General features: G+C 56.6%; 15 protein-coding genes and 4 pseudogenes. 7 read left to right on the plus strand and 12 right to left on the minus strand.

Features of this window, described 5'->3' with window-relative positions:
- The first annotated feature begins 110 nt into the window (after positions 1-110).
- The 4 genes from repA (at position 111) to ACTJKE_RS24110 (ending at position 4,809) form a co-directional block, all read left to right on the plus strand.
- On the plus strand, positions 111-1,334 hold the full coding sequence (gene repA, locus ACTJKE_RS24095) for a plasmid partitioning protein RepA (RefSeq protein ID WP_058327662.1): 1,224 nt from the start codon (positions 111-113) through the stop codon (positions 1,332-1,334).
- Positions 1,331-2,347, plus strand: coding sequence for a plasmid partitioning protein RepB (gene repB, locus ACTJKE_RS24100; protein ID WP_058327661.1), 1,017 nt, complete (start codon positions 1,331-1,333; stop codon positions 2,345-2,347). Before repA ends, repB begins: the two co-directional genes overlap by 4 nt.
- 207 nt (positions 2,348-2,554) lie before the next feature.
- Positions 2,555-3,769 carry a plasmid replication protein RepC gene (gene repC / locus ACTJKE_RS24105; RefSeq protein WP_058327660.1) on the plus strand — a complete coding sequence of 405 codons (1,215 nt, stop codon included), beginning with the start codon at positions 2,555-2,557 and terminating at the stop codon, positions 3,767-3,769.
- Positions 3,770-4,539: 770 nt separating this feature from the next.
- The gene (locus tag ACTJKE_RS24110; protein WP_156436878.1) at positions 4,540-4,809 is read left to right on the plus strand and encodes a hypothetical protein; all 270 of its coding nucleotides are present in this window, start codon (positions 4,540-4,542) and stop codon (positions 4,807-4,809) included.
- A 105-nt stretch (positions 4,810-4,914) separates the two neighbouring features.
- Here ACTJKE_RS24110 and ACTJKE_RS24115 read toward each other — a convergent pair.
- Together ACTJKE_RS24115 and ACTJKE_RS24120 are read right to left on the minus strand one after the other, a co-directional pair.
- Positions 4,915-5,144 (minus strand): annotated as a pseudogene (locus ACTJKE_RS24115) (plasmid maintenance toxin (PemK-like)); the annotation flags it as partial.
- Positions 5,134-5,412 (minus strand): annotated as a pseudogene (locus ACTJKE_RS24120) (type II toxin-antitoxin system prevent-host-death family antitoxin). The pseudogenes ACTJKE_RS24120 and ACTJKE_RS24115, both read right to left, overlap by 11 nt.
- Positions 5,413-5,445: 33 nt before the next feature.
- Here ACTJKE_RS24120 and ACTJKE_RS24125 point away from each other — a divergent pair.
- A pseudogene (locus tag ACTJKE_RS24125) lies at positions 5,446-6,312 on the plus strand (tyrosine-type recombinase/integrase); the annotation flags it as partial.
- Positions 6,313-7,659: 1,347 nt separating this feature from the next.
- On the opposite strand, the gene ACTJKE_RS24130 reads toward ACTJKE_RS24125, so the two are convergent.
- Complete coding sequence (locus tag ACTJKE_RS24130) at positions 7,660-8,730, minus strand: IS30 family transposase (protein WP_440692605.1); 1,071 nt, start codon at positions 8,728-8,730, stop codon at positions 7,660-7,662.
- A 1,076-nt stretch (positions 8,731-9,806) separates the two neighbouring features.
- Between ACTJKE_RS24130 and ACTJKE_RS24135 the strand changes: the two genes are divergently transcribed.
- The gene (locus ACTJKE_RS24135; protein ID WP_058327658.1) at positions 9,807-10,007 is read left to right on the plus strand and encodes a hypothetical protein; all 201 of its coding nucleotides are present in this window, start codon (positions 9,807-9,809) and stop codon (positions 10,005-10,007) included.
- 163 nt (positions 10,008-10,170) lie between these two features.
- Here the strand turns inward: ACTJKE_RS24135 and ACTJKE_RS24140 are convergent.
- A pseudogene (locus ACTJKE_RS24140) lies at positions 10,171-10,601 on the minus strand (integrase); the annotation flags it as partial.
- 304 nt (positions 10,602-10,905) lie between these two features.
- Complete coding sequence (locus tag ACTJKE_RS24145; protein WP_440692608.1) at positions 10,906-11,823, minus strand: recombinase family protein; 918 nt, start codon at positions 11,821-11,823, stop codon at positions 10,906-10,908.
- Positions 11,824-12,769: 946 nt separating this feature from the next.
- Between ACTJKE_RS24145 and ACTJKE_RS24150 the strand changes: the two genes are divergently transcribed.
- Positions 12,770-12,949: a hypothetical protein gene (locus ACTJKE_RS24150; RefSeq protein ID WP_440692610.1), complete on the plus strand. Its 180-nt coding sequence runs from the start codon at positions 12,770-12,772 to the stop codon at positions 12,947-12,949.
- A gap of 20 nt (positions 12,950-12,969) precedes the next feature.
- Here the strand turns inward: ACTJKE_RS24150 and ACTJKE_RS24155 are convergent, their stop codons facing one another.
- From ACTJKE_RS24155 to ACTJKE_RS24185, 7 genes are all read right to left on the minus strand, one after another.
- Positions 12,970-13,554 carry a toll/interleukin-1 receptor domain-containing protein gene (locus ACTJKE_RS24155; protein ID WP_440692612.1) on the minus strand — a complete coding sequence of 195 codons (585 nt, stop codon included), beginning with the start codon at positions 13,552-13,554 and terminating at the stop codon, positions 12,970-12,972.
- Positions 13,555-13,670: 116 nt separating this feature from the next.
- A complete protein-coding gene (locus tag ACTJKE_RS24160) occupies positions 13,671-15,866 on the minus strand; it encodes a KGGVGR-motif variant AAA ATPase (protein ID WP_440692614.1) in 2,196 nt (731 codons plus the stop codon).
- 1 nt (position 15,867) lies between these two features.
- A complete protein-coding gene (locus tag ACTJKE_RS24165; RefSeq protein ID WP_440692616.1) occupies positions 15,868-16,458 on the minus strand; it encodes a TIR domain-containing protein in 591 nt (196 codons plus the stop codon).
- Between the two features lie 11 nt (positions 16,459-16,469).
- Positions 16,470-17,906 (minus strand): SIR2 family protein, encoded by a 1,437-nt coding sequence (locus tag ACTJKE_RS24170; RefSeq protein ID WP_440692618.1) that lies wholly within the window; start codon positions 17,904-17,906, stop codon positions 16,470-16,472.
- Between the two features lie 289 nt (positions 17,907-18,195).
- Positions 18,196-18,855, minus strand: a complete 660-nt coding sequence (locus tag ACTJKE_RS24175) for a TIR domain-containing protein (protein WP_440692620.1) — start codon at positions 18,853-18,855, stop codon at positions 18,196-18,198.
- A gap of 261 nt (positions 18,856-19,116) precedes the next feature.
- Complete coding sequence (locus tag ACTJKE_RS24180) at positions 19,117-19,743, minus strand: hypothetical protein (protein WP_440692622.1); 627 nt, start codon at positions 19,741-19,743, stop codon at positions 19,117-19,119.
- Between the two features lie 2 nt (positions 19,744-19,745).
- Positions 19,746-20,420: a hypothetical protein gene (locus ACTJKE_RS24185; protein ID WP_440692623.1), complete on the minus strand. Its 675-nt coding sequence runs from the start codon at positions 20,418-20,420 to the stop codon at positions 19,746-19,748.

Here is a 20,420-nt window from a genome sequence, read left to right on the forward strand (position 1 = left end):
ATCATTTACCTTCTGTTAACCCTATTGTTCTGGACGCTCTGAGAGAATCGTGTTCTAGCTCTTGGCGGGCAATGGTCGGTAAACCGGCTTTAAGCCGCCAAGAGGGAAAAATGGCGATAGCTAGACGCGCAGAAACTGACGTTCAACTCAAGGAAGACGCTGCCGCCAAGATCTTGCGGCACGCCGGTCTTTTGTCGAGCCAGCTGCAGCAGCTGCGGACCCGCATGTACCCGCCGAAATCCGAGAAGACCTTGAGGTCATTTCTCACCAACGAAGTTTCGAAGCTGACATCCATACCGGATTCGACCCTGAAGCTGATGTCATCCGAGGGGCGCGGGCCGACGCCAAGCCGCCTTGAGAACAATCACCGGGTCTATACGCTCGCCCAGATCAACGAGCTTCGGGAGCTGTTTGCCAAGCAGAAGCCTGCCGAGGCTCTGCGCTTTTTGCCCCGCCGACGCCCCGGCGAGCACTTGCAGGTCCTCGCGATCGCGAACTTCAAGGGCGGAAGCGCCAAGACGACGACCTGTGTTCATCTCGCGCACTATCTCGCTTTGCAAGGCTATCGCGTTCTCGCACTCGACCTCGATCCCCAGGCATCGCTCTCCGCGATGTTCGGCGCACAGCCGGAAATCGATGTCGGTGCCAACGAAACAATCTATGCGGCGCTCCGCTACGACGTCGCTGAGCGGCGACCGATCCGGGACATCATCCGCAAGACCTACTTTGATGGCGTCGATCTCGTTCCGGGCAACCTCGAAGTCATGGAGTACGAGCACGAGACCCCCCGCGTCCTGGCGAATAGGTCGAGCTCCGGTGCGATCTTTTTCGAGCGTCTGAAGCTTGCCCTAGCGGAAGTCGAACAAGACTACGACATCGTCCTTCTCGATACGCCGCCATCCCTTGGCTTTCTGACGCTCAGCGCGATCTATGCTGCCACAAGCATGGTCATCACGGTTCACCCCGCCATGCTGGATGTGGCGTCCATGAGCCAGTTCCTCCTGATGATGGGCGATCTGATCAGCGTATTGAATGAAAGCGGCGCTCAACTCGATCAGGACTTCATCCGATATCTCGTGACGCGGCATGACCCGAACGATGCCCCCCAATCGCAAGTCGTTGCGATGCTGCGGCATATGTTCGGGACAGACGTCCTCCTGCCCACTGCCATCGAAAGCACAGCCGTAGAGGCGGCCGGCCTGGCGAAGCGTTCGATCTACGAGCTCGAAATGGGCCAGATTGGCCGTGATACCCATAAGCGCGCGCGTGAAGCCGTCGATGCGGTCAATGAAGCGATCATCCGCCTTGTCAACGATAGCTGGGGGCGGCCATGAGCAAGTCTTCTCGCAAGTCGATTGTCGCGAGCTTCGGTTTGCTGTCTCAAGAACTGGAGAACAAGCTCGCAGATGACCCGCAACCTGCGGCCCCTGCCCCGTCACCGCGTGTCGGCGCGGGCGTTGTCGGTGCTGCCCATCGCGCTATCGATGACATCAGGGCCGAGAGGGACCGTTTGAAGGCGATCGTCGAGGCGGGCGCGGGGACGATCCTAGATCTGGATCCCGCGTTCATTGACCCTTCCCCCTATCCCGACCGGCTACCGGACGACGACGCGGGCGATTTTGAGACGTTCAAGCGTTCGATCGAGTCCGAAGGGCAAAAGGTTCCGATTCAGGTTCGGCGCCACCCGTCGTCCTCCGGGCGCTATCAGATTGTTTATGGCCACAGGCGCTGGCGCGCTGCCAGGGAACTCGGGCGCGCGGTTCGCGCGCTTGAAGTTGAGATATCGGACCTGGATCTCGTCGTCGCCCAAGGCATCGAGAACGCCAGCCGGCAGGACCTAACGTGGATCGAGCGGACGCTTTTTGCATCGCGTATGGATAATGCCGGCATTAAAGCGCGGAACATCTATGCGGCACTATCGATTGCGGACGCAGAACTTGCCCGAATGCGCAGCGTCTATCGGGCGATCCCTGCCGATGTGATCGAAGCGATCGGGCGGGCTCCCAAGGTGGGTCGGCCGCGCTGGTTAGAGTTCGCAAAAACGATAGCAAGTGATTCAGGATCTCTAGCTGTGGTTCGGCAGGTGCTCACGGATGCGGGTGACGGCGTCTCGGTGTCGGATCAACGCTTCCAGCGGGCTTTCGAGGCAATAAAGCCGTCGGCCCCGTCGCGAGAGAACCGCACTGAACTATCGAACAGTGCTGGCAAGAAACTTGGGGCCTGGAAGGTTTCACCCAAGGAGCTTCGAATCTCCGTGGATGGTCCTGTCGGCCAGGAGTTTGTGAAGTTCGTCGGGCAGGAGTTACCGGCCCTCGTTGAACGCTTCTTTCGTGAGCGTGACAATTAGAAGCCCTGACCACTGTCAGAGGGTCTCATTCGACAAGGGAATACGGAAGGAACACCGCAAAAGAAAAAGGCCCCCAAACGTTGCCGTAGTGGAAGCCTCTCTCATATCTGGACAATCTGAGAATCGCATTTCCACGAATCCCCGTCAAGAGTGATTGGCACCGAATTTGGTGAGCGGACTTCTTTTGCCTTTTGAGAGGTGAAGGAAATGCAGAGTGGAAGTGTAACGACGCCCTTCGGGCGGCGGCCGATGACGCTTGCGCTGGTAAAGCGGCAGGTGGCATCCACCGAGATCAGTTCGAACAAAACGGCTGACAAATGGAAAGTGTTTCGTGACGCCTGCGAAGCCAGGACGCTTCTCGGCCTACAGGATCGTGCACTTGCCGTCCTTGACGCGCTCTTGAGCTTCTATCCTGAGACCGATCTGCGCCAGGGAGCGTCTCTAATCGTCTTTCCGTCGAATGCTCAGTTGTCGGTCCGTGCGCACGGTATCGCCGGCGCCACGTTGCGGCGACACTTGGCGACGCTTGTTGAGGCCGGCCTAATTGTTCGCAAAGATAGTGCAAATGGGAAGCGCTATGTCCGTAAGGACAGGGCTGGCGACATCGAGGATGCGTTCGGATTCGATCTTTCCCCGCTCCTTGCCCGATCGGAGGAGCTCGCGCAGATGGCCCAGCAGATGGCGGCAGAGCGCGCGCTGTTTCGCCGGACCAAGGAGGCGCTTACCATTCGCCGGCGCGATGCCCGCAAGCTCATCTCGGCAGCGATCGAAGAAGGCGCGAGTGGCGATTGGGGCAAGATTGAAGATGTGTATTTGGCGCTTGTTGCCCGGATACCTCGATCCCCAACCATCCACGACCTAGCATCGATCCTCGAAGAGATGGACCTCCTCTGTGCAGAGATAGTCAATCAGTTGGATGATTTGGATATTTCTGAAAATATGAGCAGCAATGATGCTCATAGTGAGCGTCACATACAGAATTCAAAAACCGAATCCACCGATGAACTTGAACCTAGCTCTCGAAACGAGCCGGGGGCGAAGGCTGAGCCAGAAAAGCAGCCGCTGAGGGAGCCGCTGAAGGCGTTCCCGTTGAGTATGGTGATGCGGGCCTGCCCTGAGATCACGATGTACGGACAAGGCGGGACCATATCGAACTGGCGCGACTTGATGGCGGCCGCTGTGGTGGTGCGTTCGATGCTGGGGGTGAGCCCGACCGCTTACCAGGATGCTTGCGACGTGATGGGGCCTGAAAATGCGGCGGTTGCCATGGCTTGTATGCTCGAGCGGGCAGGACACATTAACTCGGCCGGAGGTTACCTGCGCGATCTGACGGCAAAGGCGCGGCGCGGCGAATTTTCACTTGGCCCAATGCTAATGGCCCTGTTGAGAGCGAATGGAAGCCCCGACCGGCAGGTTGGGTAGACGATTTCCACCCCGGTACTCGATTTTCGTTCCTGGCGGAACCGGGCGCGACAGTGGCGACCCGTGCAGTGCGACCGATCCTGAGAGGAGAGCACATTGGCTTCTCCTGACGTGCGGCCGACAAAGTCGGACCGTTCGCGTGGCCTCCCTCTTGAGGCATGCGCTTCTCGATGGTGGACAGTTTCTGTGGCGGAGCTCAAGCAAGCTTCCGAGAAGATCCGGCGCCGCCGTCTATGCACCATCGGTGTAGAAGAAGACCTATGAGATAATTTCAGCCGAGTTGACTCTACGCCCCTCGAACTCGAAAACTCATTGTCGGCGACCAGGAACGGTCGCGACTCACCGGTCAACCGTTTTCGAAGGTCGTGGAGACCAAGACGAGCGCGTTGGGATCAGTCTCTGCGGCGATGACTTGGAGCTCTTTGGCGTGTTGGGAATTGTGAACCATTCGTTCCACGATCAGGTTGTTCCTTCCCCCTCCCCTTCCCTGTCTGTCTGATTTCGCCGTTGCCATCCTTGTTTCCATCTTGCGCGCTGCCAGAGAGTGCGAGTTCTAAGCACATCACCGACCGGGTGAAGTTTTCGCAGACGGGTAGACCCGCCCTTCCCTATCGGCAACCCCCGGCTGGCTCGTTGCCGACCGTCCGTGTGGAGCGCGCCGGAGGTTGATCCCTCCCCTCGGCAATCTGCGCAAAGAAATGGGAGCCCTCGTCCAGCCGCAGTCACGGCCAGAGGTGGTGGCAGTTCCGTAATCTATGGGATCGACGTTGATGGCCGCGTTCACGATGGTTAACGAAGAGTTGCTGCAGAGCGATCCGTCATTAGCCCCTCCGCTTTCTACCAATTGGCTAGAGCGCGAGAAATCGGCGACGCGCTGGGGCGGCGAGCCTGTATTGCTGATCGGGCGGCGGACAAGGCAGGTGTTTGATGCAGTAGTGGGCCTGTTCGATTCCGCACGCTTTGCGTCGGTGGTCCAGGCGTCGCTTCCGTTCTCACCCATGATCGCGTACCTTAGCGTTGCTGTTCGGCATGTCGATTGACATCCCTCTACGCCAGGACACATCCGCTTGCCATTCGGGTTTTCCTTCTTATGGCCGTGGTATTGCTCTTGAGTAGGCGGCCGACATAGTTGCCGTTGATCAGGACTCGTCATCTAGCCCCAAACGACGCTTTGTCGCCGGCGGAATCTCGACTGTCTCGGCCGGGTCGGAGGGCGGCGTCTGCGTGATCGGAAGTACGCCACCGGCGCCCATCTTCCAAGGTGGCAACGATGGCAAGAACGAGCGCCGGGCGATCCTTTTTACCCTCTTCTCGTCCCTCCAAATGTTGCCAAGGAATAGCGGGAGACCCAGCCGACCTTCGGCTCAGTCGGCAGCGTTCTTGTCCTTCGTCAATTCGGCATTGAGATGGTCAAGTCCAGGATCGATCGTGGATTTTTCGACTGCAGCGAGCTCGTCCGCGTCCAACGCGCTCGTCAACTCGACTCGGCGCTCGCGCCGCATCAAGCGAAGTTAGTCCTCATAGGCGATCAGAACGGTGCGCGGTCGGCCGTTCTTGGTGATAGTCAACGGCTCGCGCACGGCTGCGTCCTGATAGGCTCCAAAATTCTTGGAGACCGCAGCGGCGGTGACGGTGGATGTCATCATGCACCTCCATTTCTCCGTAAAATACGTACTTTACGAAAATTCGTCGCCCATCATCTCTGTGGGACCCCGTCAAACGCACGGAAGATCCAAACCATGGCATGCCGGTGGAGGGCGGGCCGCCTGCTTCGGGCAAAAGGTCCGCATGCCCCCGAGACCGTCCGGCGCCGCAACTGGTTGATCCTGACCCGTTGGCGAGGCCTGACAGGCGCCTTCGATGGGCCGTCGCTCAAATCGGCGCTGCGGCTTGCGGTCCGCGCCAGCGCCCGACCGCGGCAACGAAAGAGCAAAAAGGCGATGACGGGCGATGTGCTGGCAAAGCTTCTGCAGGCCTGCGCGGGAGAATAGCCCGTCGATCTGTGCGATCGGGCACTGCTTCTGACGGCGTTCGCCGCTGGCGGTCGGAAGTGGCGGCGCTGCGTGGCGAGGATCTGACCGACGACGACCCCGTGCAGACCGATCCGGCAGATCCGGCCTCCCCTCCCCTCCCGTGCCTGACGATCCGCGTGGGCCGCACGAAAACGACGACGAGTGACGACGACGAACGGGTGGTCCTCATCGGCCGGCCGGTGGTGGCGTTGCGATGCTGGCTCGAGGTAGCCGATATCAAGGACGGCCCCGGGTTTCGGCGCATCGATCAGGGGAAACGTCGATCGGCGCGCGCTCACGCCGCAGTCGGTCAATCTCATCCTGAAAAGCCGTTGCAAGCAAGCCGGGCTCGACCCGACCTTGCTTTCGGCGCATGGATTGCGATCAGGCTACCTGACCGAGGCGGCCAATCGCGGCATGCCGCTGCCTGAAGCCATGCAGCAGTCTTTGCACAAATGGGTGTCGCAGGCGGCGCGCTACTACAACGATGCGGAGCGAAAACAAGGGCGGGCTGCGCGATTGGTTACCTAGCGCCCTCGCCTTCGCCGGCAGACCAGTCGTTTAAATCCTTCCTCACACGACGATTGGCTGTCAGGTCATCGGAGGCGTGGGTGCTATTCGTCCGTGTCCATCGAGGAGAACAACTCTTCGATGTCGCGATGCCCTTCGATGATATTGACCACCTCGAAACGATCGTCGACGTAGCAGGACCCTTGAACGCAGTGCTGCGCACATCGGGGCGCAACTCCGGCCTTGCCCGGCAGAGGGTCCCCGGGAGATCGGCCAGGGTCCGGCACTTCTGCCGAAGTTTCCCGACGAACCGACGGCCCACCACCAAGCTGCCGCTCTGTCGGGTGATGTATTCGAAAATATTTCTGAAATTGCCCTCACGACCACGACATGAGCGTATTGGATATCGCCCAGGTCCAAAGTGGCGGACATCGAACAGGCGTCCGCCCTCCCCCCGAAACTTGAAAGCACGAAAGCGATGCCAGAAGCAAGCCAAGGAAACTCACATCTGGACTCCATTGCTGCGATCGACATTCGTCAACCTGGAAATCTAATCGCGGCGAAAGGATGACCTTGGCATCTGCCCACCGCTGACACGCGGGTCGCCTTTCTGCTTCAGCCCGAGCGCGACTTCGCAGTCCTAATCCGGTAGCCGTTGGACAATCTGGACAATGTCTCGCGTGCGTCTCGCCCGATCGCCCCATACGGCATCGAATTTGTTTCCAGGGGATGAATGGCAGCGTCCACCGCCGCTAAGCTGGAGAATTCATAGAAGGCGGTGTGCTTCGAAGGATCGGTTCGGCTCCAGGTGCGCTAGGCGCGGATTGCCCCAAACTCGCGCTATGCGTGTGGCATTTGGCCATCGTATCACCGTTCGAAGGGACTCAGTCCGCTTCCGGCACGCACCATAGGCGGCGCTTGCGTGTACATTTTACGCCTCGCCTCGGATCAAATGGGATGAGGGGCCCGATAAGCATGCAGGGGTTCGGCAAGGTTCACGACAGGGCAGCGCAGATTAGCTGCCGGACTTGGAGCAGGGGAATCCCGATCGTGCAGATACGTACCTCACTGGAATTCGTCATGTGACATCATTGAAAGCCGCCTGATTGGGTACGATGGCTGTGCGATGCACTGATGTGCGCAGTTGATGAAGCGGAGCTCACTTGAGCGCGTACCCGCTGAAATGACAAAACCCTGACAGCTGTCAGGGTTTTGTAGTGAGCCCCCGCTGCAGAAGCGCGCCGGCACTGCGCTTCTTCTTCATCTCACGCGGGCAGCCGGATAGTCGTCGCGTTGGAAGCGTTGAGCTGCCATGCGCTCCGACCGCAGCTCCCTGTCTGGTCTTCGGGGCGCATTCTCGCACGGCGACTACGATTGGCGGAGATGGGGGAAAAAACCCTGACAGCTGTCAGGGTTTTGGGTGAGATTGGGAGATCCTAACTGAAGTGCAACACGCCGGTTTTCAGGGTAGGGGTTCAGCCTCCCTCTCGCAAATGTGCCCGGAACACTTCGGTCGGCGTTGAGATGGCGAGCAAGCTGGATGAGCTTGCGTTGCGGCACGCCTGCAAGGTCGGTATCGCCTGGCATGAACCGGCGGATGCGCTTGTTGGTGTTTTCCACCGCACCTTTCTGCCACGGCGCGCTGGGGTCACAAAACCAACTGCGCGCGCCGATGCCATCTTCCAAAGTCCTGAATCCGGCAAACTCCGTGCCGCGATCAAAGGTGAAGCTCTGCCGGGCAAAGGCCGGCAAGGGAGAGAACGTTTCGATGATCTTGTCCATGATCGGTCGCGAGTGCCGGCTTTGGTTCTTGATCATGACGGTGTAGCGGCTCTTGCGCTCAACCAAGGACGTGACGTTGGCGTTGCCCAAGTCACGTTGGAAGATCAACAAGTCGCCTTCCCAATGCCCGAACTGCGAACGATCATCAATGAAATCAGGACGTTGTGATATCCTGCAGGCAGCAGGAAAAGTGCCGTCGCGCGGTTTCCTCGAGCCGCGGGGGCGGCGTTTGCGGCGGCCTTCCGCCAGATGCTGATAGAGCTCCAGCGCCTGATTTCCTTGCCGTAGATGAAGCGATAGATCGTCTCGGTGCAGACCCGCACGGCGCTCACGCCATCGGCGAGCAGACGACCGGCGATCTGTTGCGGGGACCGCCTTCAGCTGCTCGATCACCAGTTCGCGCAATTGCGGGTGCCGCACCAGCTTCCTCAAACGCTGCCGCCGCTCTTTGCGGATCTCGTCAGCAACCGTTGGGAAGTAGCCGCTATAGTCGGGCAGCTCGCGATCGTGGAAGGTCTTGCGCCGGATCTCACGATAGATCGTCGATCGATGACGACCGACTTCGCGCGCCATTTCTTTGATCGGCAGCTTGCGTTCGACAAAGTGGAAGAGGCGGCGTCGATCGGCCAGATTCAGTTGCGAATTGCGTCGGGCCATGCCAAAATCTCCAAGGGAAACCATTGAAATCATTGGCATGTTGCACTTCAGATTAGAATGTACCATTGCGCTCGGTTACGATGCATTAATGGGCGGCTCTATTAGGTCTGGGAACCTTCAAGCAACGCACCAGTCAGTGTGGAGTTCCGCGAGCCGGCGGAGTGAGTTGAGACGATCCAGGCGAAATGCACGCCCATGCCGGAGGCGCATTTGTGAGCCTGAAGGATGTTTCGTATGGCAACGACAGCGTTCGGATTGTTCAAAACCCTGACAGCTGTCAGGGTTTTAGGTGAGATTTCCGCTCAGGCGTGGATGTATAAAAGAGCGGCTCAATTGCATATCTGAGGCCTCCGGTAATCCGCTAGGCACGTGTGGATATCTGCAAGAGAGAAGTGCGGGTCGAGAACATCAACGCGAACTACGACGCGTATGCTGGCGGCGGATCTGTGAGCCGGAAGGATACTCCCTATGGCAACGGCGGGCCCATTCGATCAAAACCCTGACAGCTGTCAGGGTTTTTTAGAGAGCGCCTGGCTTGGAAGCGCGCCGCCCACCTTGCTCCATCTCCGTCTCATTACTCGCACAGACGGATGGCCGCTGCGTCGGCAGTTTTGAAATGCCTCGGACTGTGACGGCGGCTGGTTGTCTGAGATTCGAGCATCCTTACATGGCAGTTACGATTTAGCGGCGTTTAGGGGACCCGATTAATGATGCGCAAGCATCATTCAGTACCGTCTAACGGTTTTGGCCGGGATTCGAGGGCCGAACTGGGGGATGCCGCGCTCCGGATATTTCGTATGAAGTCCTGCCTCCATTGAGAGCTGGCGCGTTCATTGACGGCGAGAAAGCTGTCTGGGAAGCCTCCTCGGACCCAGAGAGAGTTGATGTCCTTTTCCGCTACCTCGAAGCTATCAATCGGTCTCAAGATTAGCGATGCGGGTGGCAAGAGTTTCGCCGGACTGCTTCAGCAGGTCGATAGACGCTGAGCTCAGCATGAGAAACTGCGCCGATCGTTTGCCTGTTCGGCGACCGCGATCGATCGGGTCACGCAAGTTTGGAAAGGGGTTGGTCAGTCGATGATCTTCGTCAAGGATGGCGAGCTTGTCTGTGTGTTGTTCGATGTAAAGCTCTGGCTCACTCAGTTTGGCTCAATCGGCATCGGATTGGAGATCAAGATAGATCGATTGGCGCTGCTACGCGATTGCAAGCGTTGCTTGCCCAACCTGGCGCGGTCCAATGAGCGGGACGGCGGGGTTGCTATCAATGAATTCCTTTAACATGGTCGCTATTATTTGGCGCTCAGTCATCCTTGCATTTATGGAGTTCAGTTCCAGAAATGCAAGGTAAAGTAGGTGCCGAACGCGTTCTGTAGCTTCCTGTCAGTAAAAAGATGAACGTCCGCGAATCCTCAGACCTGCCAATTGCGCGCTCGTCGCAGTTTCGTTCGGTCTCGTTATAGTAGCGCGCTGCTTGGGTGACGGACTTGTGTAGCGACTGCTGCATTGCCTCCGGCAAGGAATGCCACGGTTGGCGGCCTATTTGAGATAGCCAAACAGCAATCCGCGCGCAAAACAAGGTCGAGCCCCGCCAATTTGCAGCGTGTATTCAGTATTCGGTTGACCAATCGCGGTCTGAGGGCTCGCCGGTCGATGCTTCCCCACTGGTCTGTGCGGCGGAAGACCGGGCCATCCTTGATACCGGCTACCTCGAGCCAGCGTTTCAACGTGACCACTGGCCGGCCGATGATGACCACCCGCGCGGCCCACGCGGATCGAAAGGCAGGGGAGGGGAGGGGAAGCCGGATGCGCCGGCTCTGCCCGCACAGGGTGCTTGTCGGATAGGTCCTCGACAAGCAGCGCTGCCACTTCCGACGGCCACCGTCGGCAGATGCGAATCCATCAGAACCAGTGCGCGATCGCGGTCAGAGAATGGCGGCGGGAGGCTGTTCTGCAAGCCAATCTACAATCGTGGGCTCGGGAACAGGCGGTAGCAGTTCGATATGATATTCGTGTCGAGAACGATCATGTGGGGAGAAATCCGGACGGATTGGAATTAATTGAGCAAGAGCAGCCTGGCCACATTTCTGTCCGGCTCTTGGCGGACTTTGCCAGATACAGCGGATTTTTCGTCACCGGAAAAGCAACCGTGCCATCGGTCGCTTGATGAACCGTGCTGTCAGCGGCGGATGAGGCCAAATCGGTGGGCTTCGTCCAGCAGGTCGCGGACGGAGGAGGGCTGCCATTTCTTGCCGCCGCGTGCAGGCCGTTCTCCCATTTGGTCCAGTTGCGCGCCAATGTCGCGAAGCGATAGGTCGGGATCGGCAATGGCGATCGCCGCCACCAGCTTCATCAGATGGTCCTCGGGGGCGCGGCGAGGCGACCGGACCAGGAGGTCTTTTTCCGCGAGCTTTTCGCGGACCAGGCGATGAACGGCGCGACGGAGGCGCTCGACGGTCCAGTCGTGACCGCGGCGATTGAGCACCTGCACGACATTGTCCCAACTGTGCTGGGGCCGGAGTTGCCGCACCATCGGCAACCACGTCTGCGCCGACGCAATGAGATCATCGAGATAGAGTTTCTTGCGTGCTTGCGAGACGGCTTTGATCGCCTCCGGTCGCCGTTCGCGCAGGCCGGGGTTTCCAGGAAGCTTGCCGCGGGCCTTGGCCGCCTTGATGCCGGCTTTGGTGCGTTCGGCAATCAGCGCCCGCTCGAGCTGGGCGACCGCGCCAAGGACCTGGAGGGAAAACATGCCCTGTGGCGTCGAGGTGTCGATCGGATCGCGGATCGACCGGAAATGCACGCCGCGCTCTTCTAGATCCTCAATCACCTGCAGCAGGTGGCTCACCGATCTGGCCAGCCGATCGAGGCGGACGACGACGAGGACGTCGCCCGCGGTGAGTTCGCCAAGCAATTTGGTCAAGACTGGGCGAGCGCGCGATGCCCCGGAGCCATGCTCCTGATAGATCCGATCGCAGCCGGCGGCGCGCAGCTCGTCGATTTGGGCATCGTGGACCTGGTCGTCGGTCGAGACGCGGGCGTAGCCGATCAGCCGCTTGAGAGGCTGTTGGACGTTAACGGATTGTCGCTTCGCCATCGCTTTTAACGGCCTCGTTTCAAAAGGCTTTGTACAGATAAGGAATGCGTCAGAAATTGGTCGGTTGCAAGCTTGTTTTATGCATCAAATTGAAGCCCGCCAGACTCAAATCGTTACCCGGGATGAGCAACGGGGCGTCCACAGTGGCAAACGCGCGTCAGCGGGCTTCTGTGGCGGAAACGCCGGAAAAATAGCGGTTTCGGAGATGGCCCACGAGAGAAGGGGCTGCTGAAACGGCATCGGAGCTCAAATCCGGTAAAGGGGACGGGCCATGTGCGCCGCCGCCGCGCGGCGAGTTCCGTTTTGGGGAGTCCGGTCATCCCGGGCTAACGACCCTGGAAGCCCGGAAAACCAGGCGTTTCCGGTTATCCCGGACGACCGACATCAGGCGATTTGCGACTCGAAAACCATCACTATCGATACTGGATACCTATCGATAGCAATGAGTCAGGAGAATGGCGTCTGGATGACGGAAGCGTTTAGCCTTTTCACTTCTGTTTGTTGATTTTGATACGTTAATTCATATGGTTAACTATAACCTAACATGGCCAAGGTGCTCTATGGAGAGGGACCGGGCCGAATTTGGTGTCGCTTTTGCTTTGTGATTTCACTTGAAGCGCTAAGCTGAAACCCAGCCCGCAACTTTGAACTAACGATCTGACGCCGGGAGCAGCGTGAGTGTCCCTAAAGAGTGCCTTCGGGATATTACGCCGGAAGCGGCGGTCGACGCTGTGGCTTGGGCTGCGCCGGCACACCCGGATTTGAGACGAATGCTCGTCGACAGCCGTTGGTCGAAATCTGCTGTAGCTGCCGTTGATGTTCGATCTGGCAATGGGCTGGCAAGAGCGGCCTACTGAAATCGTTAGCGGAAAATCGTACGGTGACTATCGTCTAAACCCAACAGCCACGGCGGATCTTACTTCCGTCGAAGGAGGAGAGGGGGACAGTGCATAGGGGCAAAGGCACATTCCCGTTCAACACAGGGCTTGCAGCCATCAATGCGGTGCTGGGGCGATCAGCAATCGTCTGGGGAGCTCTGGATACCTATGCAATGGAGCTCTGGATGGCGATCGACGAAAACAGGGATGTGCGGACGGATTTGAACGTTTCGCTCAGAGGCGCATGAATTGAATCGTGGTCGACGACCTAGTCGGGCCTGAGCTTGTCGGGGCCGGCCCTCCATTCGTCAAATGATTTATAGTTAGCTATTTCAGACTTTCGCGACTGGTTAACGAAAAGGCTCGGTCTTGAGGCAACTCCGATTATGTCGACCTTCGGATACAGGTGCAAATACTCCTCTTTATCAAAATCCAGCGAACCTTGGTCGGGAATGATCGGAAGGATGGCGACATTTCCCTTCAAACCATCGAAGTACCCCAACTCCCACGGCATCCAGCGAGATTGCTGCGAACTCTGTGAATACGCATAAATGAGTGTCGAACACTGGTTCATCCGCGTGCGTAACTTTTCCGCCGTTTTGCCGCTGACACGTTCGCGATCAAGATCTGAATCATCGACCCAATCTATGTAAACGGATTTTCCCGCTTCTTCCAAGATACGCTTTAGGCCCAGGATAATACCGGCATCATCTATCGAATGAGATAGGAAGATATCAAAAGAGTCGCGAAGTGCCGATATTGCGGCGTGTACGGCGAGGAAAACTCCGGCGGATCGTGTGTCGATGCCCGGAATCTTGGCTCGCACTTGCCCTTCGGTAATGAATATGGCCACTCGACTGCTTCCTCTGCCACCTAGCTCGACAACACTTCCGATAGCGGGCTAGCCTGGTGTTGCATCTTCCGCGTGCTCTGCATGGGGTTTGGCAGCAACGATAATCTCGGTTTTTGCTACGAGACGGTCTTGGGTAACCATGCCCGGCTAAGGATTCTAAGAGCCTCATCGCCTAACTGAAGTGCATCTGAGATGGCTGTTGCGGTTAGACTCTGTCCATGGAGAACGGGGTTTGCGATGGCCCAAAACTCCTGAAGCGTGACATATGCAGTTGATATGTCCGGGTTCGAAAGAACCACGTACTCAGCCAGTTTACGGGATGAGAGCTTCTTGTCGCGTATTTTGGGATCTAGGTTACTCTCTCGCGCTCGATCTGCTAGCTTTCTGATTGTGCGGTCAATCTCGTTGCGAAGTACAACAAGCTTCTCTAGCCGCGACGCAACCTTTTCGTATTCTACGAGGCTGGTTCGGCCTTCGATAAAGCGGACAATGGCGCGAAACACGTGGCCGTGAGCATCTTCAAGAATAAAAGGTTCGTCGACAGAAAACGTGACTGGTTGGCGCTTTCCGCCATCGATCGCAATATTGCTTGCGTAGAGGTACGTTCGATCATTTGTATCGAGAATCGGGTTCAGTTGCCCGCTTAGTCCGTCGATGTAACCGGTCGAGTGGATAATGATCGAGCCAACTTCGCCTCGTCTTTCCAGGCGAATATTCATCTCTTCAGAGACCTTGAAATTTTCGATAATTTTGGGTCGGTGATGTGGGTGAGCGATAAGAATCCGATAGGGCCGCGTGGTCACGATGCGGAGGTGTGCCCGTCCCTCGTTGTCGGTTACTGCATCCAGAGTAGTTCCGTTGTCCGCAATCGCGGAAACAGCGCCACCAGCCAAGGGCCGATTTCCATCACCGGAAACCCGGACATGGACGCTAATCGCTTCAACCGGTGCGATTGCCTCGATGGGGCGAATTAGTTCTAGGATTTGGACTGTCGCGTCAGTGACGTCATCCGCAAGATCGTAAAAGCGCAGATGCTGAATGAACGATGGTAAGCGCTCCACGGAGCCGACCCTAAACGGGATTAGCAACCGGGGTCTTTCGTCGGATGCAGATTGCCTAAGAAAGGCCCGGACTTCAGACTCCATGGCACGGTTGCGATGGTCGCCTTGGCCGAATAGCAGAACAAAATGATCCACCCTTTCCAGCGCCTCGGAAACCGATTGTGTCCATTCTTCCCCCACTTTGAGATGCTCAAACGATCGAACATCAATTCCGTGACGGACCAGGTCTGATTTAAGCTTGAGGGCTATGGGCCGATGCTCCATCGAGTAACTTATGAACACGGAGCTTTTGTCGGGATCTCGGCCAATTCTTCTCGCGGCGCCGACAAATTCGTCGCGAGATCCCACGAGCAGCTGAGTTCTACTTAACTTGTGCGCCAGAAGTGCGGCCAAGTTCTCCATCGCAAAGTTGATGCTCGATTGGTCGAAGATCGGATCTTCAATGACGGATAGTTTCTCGCCGAAACTCCAGAAGGGGATGTACGGGATCGTTGTCGCCGGAATCAATTTGTCGAGCGCCACATCTTGACTGACCCACCCGGAGTAAAATTCACCCAACTGCGCGACAAAGTGCTCCCGCCACTTCTGTGATATCCGATGCTCGACCTGCGATTCAAACCGGGCGGGGATCGGCAACGTCAACAGAGGAGAACGGTCGAGTGCAATGTCGTTTCTTATGGTTGACGCTCGCTTCGCGACCCTTGTTGCCCCGCCGACGCTCTGTTCGTTGGCCGTGAATAAGAATGCTAATATGTCCGGTAGCTGCGCCGTCACGATTCCCGAGAAGTCGGTGACGCCCGTTCGAGAGTCGATAAGAACGAAGTCGTAATTTTCGCGGACTTCGTCGAACATCGTTTCGAGCGCGTCGCCTAGTCCTTTCTTATATAGCCGATCCCAGTTCAGTTGCTGCAGTCGGCGCGTGTACTGGTCGTCGGCCCGGCCAGATTTGATCAGATCGACTCCGGGAAGGTAGTTAGAATCTAGGCCTAAAACGAAGTCGCGCCAAAGCAATGGAACCTGGGCACGCTTATGGAAATCCAGCAGGAGTTCGACCAGCCCATCGCTTTGCCAGTAACGATCGTCGCGTCGATAGGGCCTGAAGAAATCCTCGAGCCCAGGGGCCTCCAAATCCCAGTCAACACAGAGGACGCGAAATCCCCATCGACCGAGTAATGCCGCGATATTCGCCAAAGCGAACGAGCGCCCAACGCCGCCTTTGTACGAATAGAAGGTGACGACGATTCCTCTCATTTCAGATCCTCGGCAGCCGAACTCTAGGTCCGGTTTGAATAATCGGATCCACGTTTACGAGAGGAAAATCGGGCTCCCAATCAGGAGCGGTCGCTAGGCGCGCTTCGACATCTTCAGCAACGTCCCGCACGGCTTCGTAGAATTCCATGTACGCGACGGCCTCTCGAAAATTCGGAAGATGATAGCCGAAGCTGCTAAGGTCTTTTACTTGGATCCGTTGCGCGCGTTCATCGAAGTTCCTTCCATCCGAGTATTTTACTGGATAGACGAGGCGCATTCGATTCACCGTCCCAAGGGAGGCAAAGCGTTGCTCTCTCGCGAGCATGCTTTCCCATTCTGCTATGCACCAGTGCGAACGGAAGTATGGCGGTGTCCAGACAGCGACCATCATCCTGCTGTGTTTAAGAGCATGTTTGATATTGTCTGGCCATTCGACACCAACGGGCTGTGCGCGATCTACAAAAATTCGCGGTTCATTGGGCAAAAGTGCATCGAGGTGATCACGTAATAGCGGAAAGAAATGGTTGTCCACCCACGGCTGCACATAAGGCGTACTTGGATAGCTCAGAAAGATGTCCCACTCGTAAGCCACGCGAAGCCTCACTACTTCTTTATCGAAACAGCTATTGCATTCATAATTTCAGAGACCATCACGTCCGGCTCGGCATCGAGCGTGCCCAGTTGCAATACAGTATATTTGGCCTGATCCGACAGCTCCGAAAAGTATGCTTCTGGATTGGCAGCAATCTGATCGAATATCTCTTTAGCTGCGTGTCCTGAAGTCCCCATGGCGATGATCAGGAGCTTTTCCGCGGCTGCGATTTGGAATTCCTCCTTCATTCCATCGGCGATAACATTGCCGCTGCCGTTGGACTTGTTGCCAAGCAGAAAAATCGCAATGCCTGCCTGACCAATGAGTTCCTCGCGATATCTCTTCCATACTGCTTGCCGATTCGCAGCATCAATCTGCTGAGGGAACGGTCGAACTAGCAGGGCATCGTCAAGTTGGTTTTTGGAAGACCGATAAACCTGGTCAACGACGCCACTGAGGACAGCATCGCCCACTCCTTTACCGAGACCGGTAACAACTCGGTACCCATGCTTAGCTAATTGCGAACCGAGTGTGTGGCTGAATATGTCGACCTTGGCTCGGCCCCACGGATCAAAGAGATCAGCGCTTCCAGAAATGAAGACAGATTTGCTGCGATAGAGTCGGTGAAGCAGTTGGAGAGCTTCGTCGATCTCCGCATATTCGTCCACCAGCACTGCCTCAATGTTGAACCGAAGCAGATCTGCGATCGCCAGTTCCTGCCGGACCACGGCGTTCTTGAAGGCTTCTTCGGTCTCATTCGGGAATTTCACGCGCTTTTTGAAGAAGCAGTAGTGCTTCCGTTGGTTCTCCTCCAGATTTAATCGAACCCTGCTGAGAATGTAATCAAGATTTGGATCGGTAAAGCTGAACCCGAGAAATACGAAAGTTCGAGAAACTAGGTCTCCCGATAGCGCCGTCACAAATGCCGCTCGGTTGACGTGGTAACGCTCGTAGTCATCCTTGGCTAATACGGCATCCTGGGGGTTTGAAATGTCGCCGTGCATTTTGTAGACGACCGCGTCCCGTCCTCTACGGGTCAGGGCAAGATGCGCCTCGGTGTATTTTACATCCGGGGTTTTCCCTTGCATTGCGAGAGATTTCTCGATCAAATCGTCGTAATTTGTCGTCCAGTACGTCTCGATTGGCAGCTTCGCAAGCACTTCATGGTTCGCGGTCGGACTCTTTGGTACGCCGAAACGATCAATTAGCAGCTGGTTCTGCTGCCCCTTGTTTCCGAGATGCTTGTTTCGATGGAATTGGGCGAGCGCAACAAAATCAGTTTCAATATCAGCATTTAGGTCAAGCTCTTCGGCGATGGGCCGAAGAAGCTCTTGCCAATTTACGAATCCCGCAGGAGCTGAAAGGCCCGCTCCTGCGAACACAGCGGCATTGCCCTCGACGATCTCCTTAAGGTACCGCTCCACAAATTGCTTCACCTTGGGTTTCATCGTACCTACTACTTCCAGAGAATCATAAATGGACGGGCGGCAGGAGACGACATGCCGTTCGCCATCCTTTCGCCAGTTTCTCTAACAGATTCACTGGGCACGTCGTTACTAAAAATTGCGAGATGAAGATGAGCACAATCTAGCTGTTTCGGGATGGCCAAAGACTGAGCAGCACCGATTGAGTTACGCGCGGTTCGAGACGGCACAACGTTGCGGCATCATCGATGGGCGATGTTGTCGGGATCGTCGATGGCGTTGTCAGAACCGACGGCCTTGTCGACGCCCAGCTTCATTTGCCAGCGTCTGCAGCTGCCATGTCGATCCAACCGCCAATATTTTTAAAGCCGTTCTGGCCCCAATCGTATTCTCGGGTCATTTCCGACAATCGAACCGGTTCCCCGCTCTTTGGCGCGGCACGGCAATATGCGGGCAGATCAATGGGTTGGGTGTAGTCCTGATACCAGCGCCAGCTCCAGATACCGTTCTGATGGAAGCGCTCGCAAAGATAGTATTTCCCGTTGTCAGCAACGGCAACGCCCAAGTATCGGCACGGGTTGTCCCCTCTTTCATCGGGCGTCAGTCGGACATGATGTTTAATGCTGTTAATATGAACTGCGAGGAGCCCTCTACCGTCGATCACGCTTCGCGCGATTTCATAGCGGACCCACCGGCGATGCCATGTTTCCGACCCCACCAAGACACATACGGCAGAGGTACTCTTCACCCCGTCGCGAATGAGACGCTTTAACCCTTCGTCGCCTTCAAGTTTGCGGGATTCCCACAAACTGGCGTCGTAATAGCCTTCGATACTTCGGCCAGCATCCGAAGATGATCGAGAGAACTCGTCGGATTTACGGACGTTATTGACCCTCATGATATCTTTGTAGTGGAAAGAGAAGAAAACACGACGCTTCTTTTGCTGCTGATACCCGCCAAGTCCGATTGCCACTTACGTGTTCCACTACCATTTGGTTGAACTAAATCTTGGTTACGACCGATTATTGAATGCCGATCTCCAGGACCTCTCGACATGGGAATCTAACCAAATGGTCAATTTTCCATGTGAGTTAGGGGTATCCTTTGTTGCAATATGGGCGATGTACATATTGATTCGCCAGCGGGATTTTCGGCTCCAGTTTCCGGACTGATACTGTTGATCAGGGCACGAACTTTAACGGGCCCGTCTTCAATAACAGCGGGGCGGGCTGAGCTAAAACTGCCTGCCTGGATAGCCTGGAGTGCGGGGGCGCATAGGGTCGTTGGGGTGTTTCCTCCAAGCATCGAACGATCGAGAGTTTGGCGCTTCAATTATCATAACACCGTTCGGACCTCGGACGTTGGGACGGACGATTTTGAGCTTCCGCTCCTCTGTGACTTCCACGTACGGATAAAGTCCCAGAAATTCACGTTGTCGGTAGTATCTCATCCCCTCTGGAAGGACCGGCAGAATTGCAACGAGACCTTTGGAGCCGTCGAACCAGCCCAGTTCCCAACACATCCAAAGGGATTGATCGGCATTGTACGTGTCGAGGAACAGTAGGGTGTCGCTGATTCGCATCATATCGCGGATGAACTCCGCGTTTGCTGGAGTTACCTCATCACGTCTGGGGCTGGGGGCTTCCAGCCAATCGCAGAATACGGCGTATCCCATGTCGACCAGGATCGAGTAAACTCCCAGCACAATTTCGGCATCCCTGGTCGTTTGCGATAGAAAGATATCGTAGTGGTCGCGTCGAGAGCGCCCCAGTCGTCGGAGCGCCTCTTCGGGTGTCGCGCCGAGGCTTCGAGAAAATTCTTTGCCCACCTCTCGAATGTCGTCCTGATGCAGGAAGGGCATGTTTAAGCGCTACCGGAGTCTGTGGGCTGGCTTGGCTTAGACCAGTAGCGTTTTTTGACATCGGCCGGTTGCGCTGCAGGCGTCCGAAAGCGCTCCTCCCTCTCAGAAATGCCAAGGTGCTGGTGAAACAGGGCCACAAAATCGAGATTCGTCTTGAGGTCCTCTGAAACGCCGCCCATTTTTTCAGCGACAAGCGCTGCTGCCCCACCAGCGGACACGAGTGGGATAAGATTGACTTTGGGCTGCGCCAGGCGAAGCATCTCATACTCGTCAAGGATTCCGCCCATACCGCCTATGAAGACGGCGTTGGTAAACTCATTTTCCGTAAACATTTTATGGCGCATTGCTTGCAGACTTCGATGCAGATCATTGTCCACGTCATCCGTGTAGATGACGTTTTGGAAATGCTTGTTTTCTTCAGGAAACTCCTCCTGGAAATGTTTCGACTGATAGAGTCGGACCCAAGAGCCATAATCTATTCCCATGTCGGCGGCGATCGTCCAGATCATCGGCGTAATCGCTGGTTGCCCACCCCAAATAAGCTGACGCCGCCCGAGGGTAACGTAAAGCAAGGCTGAGACCGCCGCCGCTATCGCAACCGTATCCGCGGTTTTCGCATACTCCGGCCCTCGTTTGGGATCGGGAACCCCGGCGGAGAGAAAGATTGCCCCATCCAT

The organism is Ensifer sp. 22521, from assembly GCF_052044795.1.
In the GTDB taxonomy this organism is placed as follows: domain Bacteria; phylum Pseudomonadota; class Alphaproteobacteria; order Rhizobiales; family Rhizobiaceae; genus Ensifer.

Coding starts and splice junctions, on each gene's coding strand:
- ACTJKE_RS24185 (WP_440692623.1), bottom strand. CDS start 20,420: ATGGATGGGGCAATCTTTCTCTCCGCCGGGGTTCCCGATCCCAAACGA.
- ACTJKE_RS24110 (WP_156436878.1), top strand. CDS start 4,540: ATGGCCGCGTTCACGATGGTTAACGAAGAGTTGCTGCAGAGCGATCCG.
- repB (WP_058327661.1), top strand. CDS start 1,331: ATGAGCAAGTCTTCTCGCAAGTCGATTGTCGCGAGCTTCGGTTTGCTG.
- ACTJKE_RS24180 (WP_440692622.1), bottom strand. CDS start 19,743: ATGCCCTTCCTGCATCAGGACGACATTCGAGAGGTGGGCAAAGAATTT.
- ACTJKE_RS24145 (WP_440692608.1), bottom strand. CDS start 11,823: ATGGCGAAGCGACAATCCGTTAACGTCCAACAGCCTCTCAAGCGGCTG.
- ACTJKE_RS24135 (WP_058327658.1), top strand. CDS start 9,807: ATGATCTTCGTCAAGGATGGCGAGCTTGTCTGTGTGTTGTTCGATGTA.
- ACTJKE_RS24130 (WP_440692605.1), bottom strand. CDS start 8,730: ATGGCCCGACGCAATTCGCAACTGAATCTGGCCGATCGACGCCGCCTC.
- ACTJKE_RS24170 (WP_440692618.1), bottom strand. CDS start 17,906: ATGAAACCCAAGGTGAAGCAATTTGTGGAGCGGTACCTTAAGGAGATC.
- repC (WP_058327660.1), top strand. CDS start 2,555: ATGCAGAGTGGAAGTGTAACGACGCCCTTCGGGCGGCGGCCGATGACG.
- ACTJKE_RS24160 (WP_440692614.1), bottom strand. CDS start 15,866: ATGAGAGGAATCGTCGTCACCTTCTATTCGTACAAAGGCGGCGTTGGG.
- repA (WP_058327662.1), top strand. CDS start 111: ATGGCGATAGCTAGACGCGCAGAAACTGACGTTCAACTCAAGGAAGAC.